Annotated in this window: 12 protein-coding genes; 3 read left to right on the top strand and 9 right to left on the bottom strand. The window is 39.6% G+C overall.

All coding sequences use genetic code 11. The features are described from left to right. Positions 1-52: 52 nt before the first annotated feature. The 7 genes from IBX42_RS10315 to mqnP are packed head-to-tail and all read right to left on the bottom strand — an operon-like array spanning position 53 to position 5,225. On the bottom strand, positions 53-520 hold the full coding sequence (locus tag IBX42_RS10315) for a DUF420 domain-containing protein (protein ID WP_294932621.1): 468 nt from the start codon (positions 518-520) through the stop codon (positions 53-55). A gap of 2 nt (positions 521-522) precedes the next feature. Further along, a complete protein-coding gene (locus tag IBX42_RS10310; protein WP_294932619.1) occupies positions 523-1,125 on the bottom strand; it encodes a DedA family protein in 603 nt (200 codons plus the stop codon). Continuing rightward, positions 1,118-2,140 carry an undecaprenyldiphospho-muramoylpentapeptide beta-N-acetylglucosaminyltransferase gene (gene murG / locus IBX42_RS10305; protein WP_294932617.1) on the bottom strand — a complete coding sequence of 341 codons (1,023 nt, stop codon included), beginning with the start codon at positions 2,138-2,140 and terminating at the stop codon, positions 1,118-1,120. Before murG ends, IBX42_RS10310 begins: the two co-directional genes overlap by 8 nt. 21 nt (positions 2,141-2,161) lie before the next feature. Further along, positions 2,162-3,325 (bottom strand): FtsW/RodA/SpoVE family cell cycle protein, encoded by a 1,164-nt coding sequence (locus IBX42_RS10300; RefSeq protein ID WP_294932615.1) that lies wholly within the window; start codon positions 3,323-3,325, stop codon positions 2,162-2,164. Positions 3,326-3,331: 6 nt separating this feature from the next. Further along, complete coding sequence (locus tag IBX42_RS10295) at positions 3,332-3,913, bottom strand: hypothetical protein (RefSeq protein WP_294932613.1); 582 nt, start codon at positions 3,911-3,913, stop codon at positions 3,332-3,334. Beyond that, positions 3,847-4,368, bottom strand: coding sequence for a hypothetical protein (locus tag IBX42_RS10290; protein WP_294932611.1), 522 nt, complete (start codon positions 4,366-4,368; stop codon positions 3,847-3,849). The genes IBX42_RS10295 and IBX42_RS10290 overlap by 67 nt, the downstream gene beginning before the upstream one ends. After that, positions 4,365-5,225 (bottom strand): menaquinone biosynthesis prenyltransferase MqnP, encoded by an 861-nt coding sequence (gene mqnP / locus IBX42_RS10285; protein ID WP_294932608.1) that lies wholly within the window; start codon positions 5,223-5,225, stop codon positions 4,365-4,367. Before mqnP ends, IBX42_RS10290 begins: the two co-directional genes overlap by 4 nt. A gap of 66 nt (positions 5,226-5,291) precedes the next feature. On the opposite strand from mqnP, the gene miaA reads away from it, so the two are divergent. Beyond that, complete coding sequence (gene miaA / locus IBX42_RS10280; protein WP_294932606.1) at positions 5,292-6,194, top strand: tRNA (adenosine(37)-N6)-dimethylallyltransferase MiaA; 903 nt, start codon at positions 5,292-5,294, stop codon at positions 6,192-6,194. Here the strand turns inward: miaA and IBX42_RS10275 are convergent. Beyond that, positions 6,175-7,104: a sensor domain-containing diguanylate cyclase gene (locus tag IBX42_RS10275; protein ID WP_294932604.1), complete on the bottom strand. Its 930-nt coding sequence runs from the start codon at positions 7,102-7,104 to the stop codon at positions 6,175-6,177. The two genes, miaA and IBX42_RS10275, sit on opposite strands and share 20 nt — an antisense overlap. Before the next feature lie 235 nt (positions 7,105-7,339). On the opposite strand from IBX42_RS10275, the gene IBX42_RS10270 reads away from it, so the two are divergent. Continuing rightward, complete coding sequence (locus IBX42_RS10270; protein ID WP_294932602.1) at positions 7,340-7,483, top strand: hypothetical protein; 144 nt, start codon at positions 7,340-7,342, stop codon at positions 7,481-7,483. Continuing rightward, positions 7,473-7,628: a hypothetical protein gene (locus IBX42_RS10265; RefSeq protein WP_294932600.1), complete on the top strand. Its 156-nt coding sequence runs from the start codon at positions 7,473-7,475 to the stop codon at positions 7,626-7,628. The genes IBX42_RS10270 and IBX42_RS10265 overlap by 11 nt, the downstream gene beginning before the upstream one ends. Here IBX42_RS10265 and IBX42_RS10260 read toward each other — a convergent pair. Continuing rightward, positions 7,625-8,293 (bottom strand): Sir2 family NAD-dependent protein deacetylase (locus IBX42_RS10260; RefSeq protein ID WP_294932598.1); only part of this gene is annotated, 669 nt, incomplete at its 5' end. The two genes, IBX42_RS10265 and IBX42_RS10260, sit on opposite strands and share 4 nt — an antisense overlap.

The following is an 8,293-nucleotide window of genomic DNA, read 5'->3' as shown; positions in this document are numbered from 1 at the left end:
CATTTGTCCCTGCCACTAAAACGGACGAGTTCGTTTTAGTGCGTAACATCAGTTAGTAAACAAACATCAAAAAGTAGACCCAGATGCCCGTTACAGAGGTAAGAACTACTCCTCCAAACACAACCAGACCCATTTTTCTATGAACTCCTAATTGTAACAATTTTTTAGCTCTAAAGATAGCAGTTGCCCATAAAACAACAGTTATAACAGAAATGATGATGTGAGAGACAAGCACAATAAGGGCATAATCATAAGAGACTCCACTATCTTTCATAAAAGCGCTAAAGCCGCCGCCTACTCTTACTCCATACTCAAAATATGAGAGAACTATCACAGAAAAAGCAAATATAATAATCTGAATATACGAGTGTGTCTTGTAATGTTTGTTTCTAGCAAAAGAGATTGCGACAGCTACAAGAAACGGTAAAAGTGCAACGATAAGCGTTACTACATCCATAAACAGCGGCGCGCGCGTTCCAAAAAAACCCGCTTCAAACATATATCCTAAATTATCAACCATTTTTAAATCCTCTTTGTTTTTTGATAGTAAATATACCATGAAGCCAATAAAACCAAAACTATAAGAACGGCTATAGTTATCTGTTTTAAGTAGCTATCAATAAGTTCTTGATTTTCGCCTATAAAATAACCCAGCATCACAAGTATCAAAGCCCAAATACCCGCTCCAAGAGCCGTATATGTCGAAAAAACCGCCAGATTCATACGAGCCAAACCTGCAGGAATAGAGATAAGCTGACGAATCCCCGGAACAAGTCTACCTATAAAAGTGGATATATGCCCATGTTTTTTAAAATATGTGTCCATTTTAACAAGAGCATCCTCATTGATAAAAAAGTATTTTCCATATCTGCGAAGAATTTTTCTTCCCAAAAGCAGTGCTAAAAAGTAGTTTGTGTAAGCGCCCGCCATGGAGCCTCCAAGAGCGCTTAACATTATCATGCCGATGCTCATGTCTCCTTTTGAGGCTAAATAACCTGCAGGAATAAGCACTATTTCGCTTGGAAACGGAACAAAGGAGCTCTCTATACTCATAAGCAGAAATATCCCAAGATATCCCCACTCAAATATAAGCTCGACCAAATCAGCGGCTAATTCTCTAATCATGTACTACCCTGTATGCATCTAAAATCATCATCTTTGCCACATCCTTGCTTGAGTGTTCCAAGAGAGCGCTGCTTTTGCTCTGCAGGTTTTTATCTAAAAGAGAGAGCAGTTTCTCTCTTAAATCTTCGCTCTCCCTCTCGCACCAGCCCATCTTATTTTGCACAATAAAGCGTGCATTGTGGTATTGATGATCCGACGCTGCATGAGGAAAGGGGATGAAGAGAGCCGGCAAGCCGTTTGCGCAAAGCTCCCACAAAGTACTGGCTCCCGAGCGGCTTACCGCCAAGTCTGCTTTTGACATCAATGAGGGCATCTCTTTTGTAAATGCGTACACTTCTGCCTCGACGCCCGACTCTTCATACTTTTTTTGCACTCTCTCGTAATCTTTCTCGCCCGCTTGATGGATGATTTTTATACCTCTTTTTTTAAGCTCTTCTGCTACGCTAAGTGCCAAATCATTGATGGCTTTTGCGCCCTGAGAACCGCCTAGAAAAATGATTGTTTTTACATCTTCTCTTACTCTGGCGCTCTTAAAAAACTCCTCTTTTACAGGGTAACCTGTTATTGGGGATTTTTCATTATAGGCGGATATAAATCTTGCTGCAAAGGGCTTTAAGAGTGAGTTCAATCTTCCCTCAACCGCATTTTGTTCATGGATAAAAAGAGGGATGAATCTGCTTATGGCTGCAAATGATGCAGGAGCCGCCGAAAAGCCACCGACACTGTAAACTGCCTCGATTTTGTGGCGTTTTAAAATCTTTCTTGAAGCAAAAAAAGCCTTTAAAACCAACCAAAGCGCCTTTACTTTTTTCAGACCCTTTTGATTTACAACGCCTGTTGTTTCTAAAAAATAGACATGACTAAAAGTGCTGTGCTCTTCAAAATATTTTCTATCCTGACCGCTAGTTGAACCTATAAAAATAGCTTCATGCCCCTCTTGCGCTGCAGCCTCGACAAGAGCTTCTGCAATCATCAAATGCCCTCCTGTTCCGCCGCCCGTTATGCAAAACTTCATCTTATTTCCAATCTTCTCATATTAATCCATCTTCGCTTTTTTAGATGCCATCAGAACCATGCCTACCCCGACGGAAGCCGCCAAAATAGATGAGCCTCCATAGCTTAAAAACGGAACTGAGATTCCCTTAATGGGCGTTATCCCGCTGATTCCGTATGCATTTACCAAGAAGGCGAAAGAGAGCAGAAGCCCTACTCCAAGGCTAAAGAGGTAGACTCTTTTATCTTTTGTACGGTTGGCTATTTTAAAAATTCTCTGCAGCATCCACATAAAAAGCACCACAACAGTTAAGACTCCAAAAAATCCAAACTCCTCCGCAAGTCCCGCCAAAACAAAATCGGTATGAACCTCGCTTAAAAAACCGAGTTTAAAGGTCCCGTTTGCGACTCCTACCCCGAAAAGTCCTCCATTATGTATGGCATTGAGCGAATGTCCTATCTGGTATGGCTCAACCTCCGTCGGAACTCTAAGCTGGGCGGCAATAGCATCGGGGAAAAGCTCTAGCACGCTGTTTTGCGCAAGTGCCCACCAAGATTTTATACGTATAATTCTGTGTTCGGCACTGACAATAAAAAATAGAAAAAACATCAATGTCCCGACTAAAAGAGTCAAGAAAAATCTAAAACTGCTTCCTGCAAACATAAGCATAAACAGGAGTGTGAGTCCGATAACGACGACCTGCCCCAAATCATTTTGCACAAAAGCTATAATAAACATAGCACCCACAAATACCACTCCATAGGGAGCAAATCTTATATACTCCTCTTTAACTCCCATGCCATCATGATGCCCCAGTTTCCTAGAGAAACTCCACGCCAAGAAATAGATAAATCCGATTTTAAAGAACTCAACGGGAGCAAGAGAAAATCCAAAAACTTTTATCCATCTCTTTGCTCCTCCAACCGCTGAGACAAGATACTCAGGTAAAAAAGGCATGGCAATCATAAGTATAGTAGAACCGATAAAGAGCGTAAACCCTATCGGTGTAAGAAGTTTATCAGGATTGCCTTGCGCCAAAATCCAGATAACAAGTATACTAAAGACACCAAAAGCTGCCTGACGCATGGCAAAATGGAACTCATTTACACCAAAAAGTATGGTCGTATATGCCGAGAGGGTGTAGGTGAGGATGATGCTTATCCCTATGAGAATAGAGACAAGGGTAAAGAGTTTTCTGTCTGCCATAAAAAGTTACTTTATTTTGTTGATTTTAAGAACAAACTCAACTTCTGCTTTAGAGATATGAAGCTCTTTTGAGATGGTATCTAAAGTGACTCCCTGCTTGTATAGTGAGATGATTTTTTCATCATCGTTACCGTGAATGGAGGCAGGAATAGATATCTGTTTCACGCCGCTCTCTAGAGAAGAGATTCTTGAATTTATATGCTCATCTATGGTAAGGATGCTCTCTTCAAGCCTCTTTAAACTAAGTGAGATGGGCTTTACCATGTCATAAACAGTTCTCTCAACCTCTTGGTAAATCTCATCGTCACTCATGCGGTTTATGTTTTTTTTGATGCCTGCTTGAGTATCACTGAGCTGTTTTTTGAGGTAAAAAATCTCTCTGTTTAACTCCTCTGCAACCGTTGCTACGGAGCGGATATTTTTGTTGTACTCAGAATCTTTTGTAAAAACATAGTAGATAAGATACAAAATCATGGCTGCCATTGCAACCACTAAATGCTCTACGTTTATATCCTCAAGACTCATTCCCTCTCCTCTTTGGCTTCGCGGATAAGGACTCTCTCTCTTGCCGTCAAATACGCACTCCACTCTTTCTCGTCACGCTCATGCATCTTTGTTATCTTTGCTAAAGAGTCATCGAGCGCGGTAAAAAATACGCCCACGTCTCTCTTTGGATGTACGGGCATAGCGACTCTGCCGTAATACTCTACGTCCTCTTTTAAAACGCCTTCGGATAGTTTAAAGTGCTCAAACCCTATGGACTCAATGGCTACTTCTTGAGTCAAAGAGACTCTTTTTGGCTCCTCATTTTTTAAAAATCTCTCTAGATTATCCACTTTTCTGTGAAGCTCAACCATTAGGTTTAGCAAAACCGGATCGGTATCGCTTGTATCGCCTTTTGCTCGTGCAAGTTTAAGCCACTGATTTATGGGATCATCATCACTCTCACTAAGCTGCTGGTACTCTCTTAAATAAGCCTCTTTGTTCACCTCAAGCTCGCTAAATGCTATGTCGATGGGTGCTTTTACTAATCTTACGCTCATGATAAAACCTTCTCAAGAATAATTAAAATAAAAAAGACGACTCCCAAATAGCCGTTAACCGTGAAAAAAGCACGGTCGATTTTCGTAAAATCTTTTCTAACCAGATAGTGCTCATAGCTAAGCATTAGCGCACTAAAGAGTACCGCAAGATAGGCAAAAGTGCTTAGGTCGGCGACCCAGACAAAAAGCGCCCAAAAAACTATGGTCAAAACATGAAAGAGTGAGGAGAGTAGAAGCGTTGCCTCAGAGCCGTATTTTGAAGGAATTGAGTGAAGTCCTCTCTCTTTGTCGAACTCCATATCCTGCAAAGAGTATAAAAGGTCAAATCCCGCAACCCAAAATATTACTCCCAAACTCAGCATAACCGACCACGGCGTTATCTCAGCACTGACCGCTACAACTCCGGCAATCGGGGCAAGCCCTAGCGATACGCCAAGCACGACATGCGCCAAAGATGAGAATCTTTTAAAGTAGGAGTAACTGCCCAAAACCACAAGAATAGGAAAGCTAAGAGCAAATGCCAGCGAGTTTATCATGTACGCCACCGCAACAAAGACAAGAGCATTTACGGCGGTAAAAATCATAATGCTTGAAGCATCCAACCTTCCGTCAACGTTGGGTCTTGAAGCGGTTCTTGGATTGAGCGCATCGATATCTCTGTCTGCAAATCTGTTAAGCCCCATCGCAAAATTTCTAGCACTCACTGCCGCAAACACGCCCAAAATGAGCAGCCAAAACCCAAACCAGCCGTCCGCTGCGACTATCATTGCTATAAAAATAAAGGGGAGCGAAAAAATTGAGTGCTCAAACATAACAAGTTCGTTAAAATCTTTAAGTTTGCTTATATATCGCTTCAAATTGGACCTTGGCGCTTTTTTGTTTTATTTTACCCAAAGTTGATTTAAAATTGCTATAATTTTGCCATGACTCAACTCGCACTTATAGGTCCTACAGCATCAGGAAAAAGTGATTTGGCAATCAAAATCGCAAAAAAAATCGATGCCTACATCCTCTCAATCGATTCGCTAAGCATCTACAAAGAGATTGATATCGTCTCTGCAAAACCATCACAAAAAGAGCTTCAAGAGGTAAAACATTTCGGTATTGACCTTCTTAATCCAGATGAGTATTTCAGCGTTGAAATTTTCATAAACCTCTACAAAGAGGTAGCCTCCTTGTGTGAAAAAGAGAGAAAAAGCCTCATCATCGTAGGCGGAACATCTTTTTACCTAAAATCCCTTATCAGCGGGCTTTCCGACATCCCAAAGGTTGACGATGACACATATCTGCGTGTAGAAAAAAAACTCACCGATTTAAGAGCGTGCTATGACTTTTTATATGCGCTTGATGAAGAGTACATGAAAAATATATCGCCATCGGATAGATACAGAGTAGAAAAAGCGCTCCTTATCTATGAAGCTTCAAAACTCACTCCGAGCGAGTGGTTTGAGGCAAATCCTCCAAAACCGATAATAAAAAATCTTTCTATCTATAACATAGAGGTCGATAGAGAAATTTTACGAGAGAGAATAAAAAAACGCACTCTAAAGATGGTTGAGTCGGGTCTTATTGATGAAGTCTGCCGCCTAGAGCAGCTATACACAAGGCTTCCGCACTCCATGAACTCCATAGGCATTGTCGAAGTGTTGGAGTATCTTGACGGCAAAGTAACAAAAGAGCAGATAATTGAAAACATCTCAACTCACACGGCGCAGCTTGCAAAAAGACAGCAGACATTTAACCGCACCCAGTTTGAGAGTGTCATAAGCGCGCCGCTTGAGGATTTGGAAGAACTTATACTATCTTCTATACATTCTCAAAAGTAATCGTATTCTTTGCGTTTTTTTTACTTTTATATAGAGCCGAATCAGCAATATTTAACAGCTCTCGAACAGCAATTTCTCTTCTTAATATATCCACATGAACAACACCAAAACTCATAGTTATAAATTTTGATATATCACTAAACGAATGTTCTATATTCAGTTCCTCTATATCTTTTTTTGCTTTTTGGGCAAGCTTTAATGCACTATCTTTAGGTGTTGCAATCAAAATGAAAACAAACTCCTCTCCTCCATATCTAGCTACAATATCTGTTTGTCGGTTGAAAGTCTGTTTTAAAGCATTGGCTACGGAGCGTATTGCCTCATCTCCTTTTATATGACCATAGTTATCGTTATACAATTTAAAATTATCTATATCGCATATACCCAATGTAAAACTGGTACCACCCCTCGATGCTCTGTCATATTCAATCTGCAGATTATCATCGAAATATCTTCTATTATACAAACCGCTCAATCCATCCGTAGTAGCAAGTCTGTCAAGTTCAACATTCCTTTGATTTAACTCTTGCAGCATTGCGACTTCCGTACTAATATCTTTAAAGACAACTACAGCTCCATCGTCTTCAAAAGGGGAGATGCTAAGACTAAGATGGATTGAAGTTCCATCTTTTTTAGTAATTTGCTCTTCTACAACTCTCTTTTTTTTATCTTTTATAGTTTTAGATACCGGGCATGTCTCTTTTGTATATGTATGACTTTTTAACACACCATCATAAAATATAGTCTCAATGCTCTTATCTAAGACCTCGTGTTTTAGCATATCTAACATCTCAAGAGCACTCTCATTTATGGATAAGCAGTTTGCATTGTTATCAACAGTGCAGACACCATAACCGACCGCATCTAACAATAAATTGTTTTGTAACTGGTGACGTAATCTATTATTCAAACTATTACTGTAGAATTTACTTTTTTGTAACAAATATAAAACTAATATAATCAATAAAAGTAAAACTGTCTCTGTAATCACCCTTGCAATCTCCTTTCATGTAAAATATACTATATATAGTAATACTATATATAATATTGTTATCTATGATTATAAAATATTATAATTCTAGCCAGTTGTAATTATATATTTGTAAACTTAAAAAGTTTAATATTAACGTTAAAAAGTAGTTGAAATGAAAAAACTTTCCATAACCGATGAAGAAGAACTAAGAGATTTCTATAAAACAGTCTCTGAAAATGTCAGAGCAATAAGAAAACAGAGAAATAAGCCTCAGCTTGATTTGGTCTTAGAGATGGGTCTTAGAGATGGGTCTTAGATCAATATCATTTTACAGTAAATGCGAAAATCTAAAAGATAATCACCATTTTAACCTAGAGCATATATATAAAATAGCGGTCGCACTCAATGTTGATATTTTAGAGTTTTTTAACGGTATCAGTACTATAAAAGAAGATCCCTAACTTAAAAAACTCTCTATCTCCTGCGATATCTCATCAACGGCTTCGGTCGCTTTTTTGTAGAGCACTTTTGAGAAGTAGGCATCATCTATGGCACTGCTAGGCTCATAGTTGTTTAAAATCGACCTTGTAGCAAACTGCGCCATTGTATTTACGCCTATGACATTGCCGCTTGTGCCGATGACAACGAAGAGTTCACAATCTTGAATATGTCTGTTTAGCTCCTCGTACATGGGCGCAGATTCGCCAAAAAAGACGATGTTAGGTCTAAGTTTTGAGTTACATGCAGGACATCTTCCGCCGTTAAACTCTTTTTGGCTTTTATAACCTATGTCAAAAACTTTCTCGCAATATGAGTCCTGACATCTAAGCTGTGTCAAAAAGCCGTGCAGATGAATAACATCCTCGGATTTAAGTCCTGCTTTTTCAAAAAGATTGTCCACATTTTGAGTAATAACCGCTATCTCTTTTTTGTACATGTTCTTTAGTTCGGCTACTCTTTTGTGTGCGTAGTTTGGCTCTTTGCTCTCTAGCTCCGCTCTTCTTTTGTCGTAAAACTCTATGGTTACATCTTCGTGCTTTTGCATGCTGTCGTAGTTGCAAACAACGCTGACATCGTACTCATCCCAAAGCCCGCCGCTGTCCCTAAATGTACTTATGCCCGACTC

Source organism: Sulfurimonas sp. (assembly GCF_014859695.1).
Classification (GTDB): Bacteria; Campylobacterota; Campylobacteria; order Campylobacterales; family Sulfurimonadaceae; genus Sulfurimonas.
This window is presented reverse-complemented; position numbering and strand designations above follow the sequence as displayed.